The sequence below is a fragment of the Luedemannella flava genome, assembly GCF_039528515.1.
Classification (GTDB): domain Bacteria; phylum Actinomycetota; class Actinomycetes; order Mycobacteriales; family Micromonosporaceae; genus Luedemannella; species Luedemannella flava.
The window spans coordinates 1-692 of sequence record NZ_BAAALT010000316.1; the positions used below are offsets into that span (position 1 = coordinate 1).

2 protein-coding genes are annotated in these 692 nt (G+C 61.4%); both read left to right on the forward strand.

The window, feature by feature from the left end; genetic code table 11:
• Positions 1 to 60 precede the first annotated feature (60 nt).
• Positions 61 to 315 carry a hypothetical protein gene (locus ABD211_RS32940; RefSeq protein ID WP_141857617.1) on the forward strand — a complete coding sequence of 85 codons (255 nt, stop codon included), beginning with the start codon at positions 61 to 63 and terminating at the stop codon, positions 313 to 315.
• Positions 312 to 632, forward strand: a complete 321-nt coding sequence (locus tag ABD211_RS32945) for a hypothetical protein (RefSeq protein ID WP_141857616.1) — start codon at positions 312 to 314, stop codon at positions 630 to 632. Before ABD211_RS32940 ends, ABD211_RS32945 begins: the two co-directional genes overlap by 4 nt.
• Positions 633 to 692: the final 60 nt, after the last annotated feature.

The following is a 692-nucleotide window of genomic DNA, read 5'->3' on the forward strand; positions in this document are numbered from 1 at the left end:
CCACCACGTCAACCAGATCGTCCGCCGCGCAGTACACCTCCGAAAGGCGGCCTAACCGCTATGACCACCACACCCACAACAAACCCGCTGTTCCTGCTCGGAGTCGAGCCCGACTTCGACACCGGCTACGCGGCACTACTCGACTTCACCACCAACAAGTACGCCTACGTCCACGACTGCGGCTACATCGTCTACAGCCAAACGGCCCCCAGCGGCTGCCTCGAATGCCGCAGCAACCTGCGCCAGGCCATGTCCAACCACGGCACCTGGCACCAACTGTTCATCCGCCACCAGGACGAAGGGTCGGGGTCATGACCACCTACTACGACGCCAACGGCGGCGAACGCGACGACCGCATGTTCATCGGCTACGAGTTCACCGACAACACCGTGGCCGGCATCAACCTCGCCTGCAACGGCGAAACCCCACTGGTCGCCATCGATCTGGGAAACACCCCGATCGAACTCGAACTCATCACCGGCTCCGTCACCGCACTCAGCCAACTCATCGACGCGCTCTACGAAGCACGCCAACTGCTCGAAGAACACCTCGTAGACCACGCCACCAAAACCGACACCTGGACCCAAGACCAGGTCTACGTCCCCGACGACTGGACGCAGGACCAGCCATGAACAAGAACATCAAGTCTCTTGAAGCACTCGTGGACAGCCACCGCCTCGTCATCGTCCAAG

What these genes read in the sequence shown, in the direction of transcription:
- ABD211_RS32940 (WP_141857617.1), top strand. Translation starts at nt 61, where the DNA reads ATGACCACCACACCCACAACAAACCCGCTGTTCCTGCTCGGAGTCGAG.
- ABD211_RS32945 (WP_141857616.1), top strand. Translation starts at nt 312, where the DNA reads ATGACCACCTACTACGACGCCAACGGCGGCGAACGCGACGACCGCATG.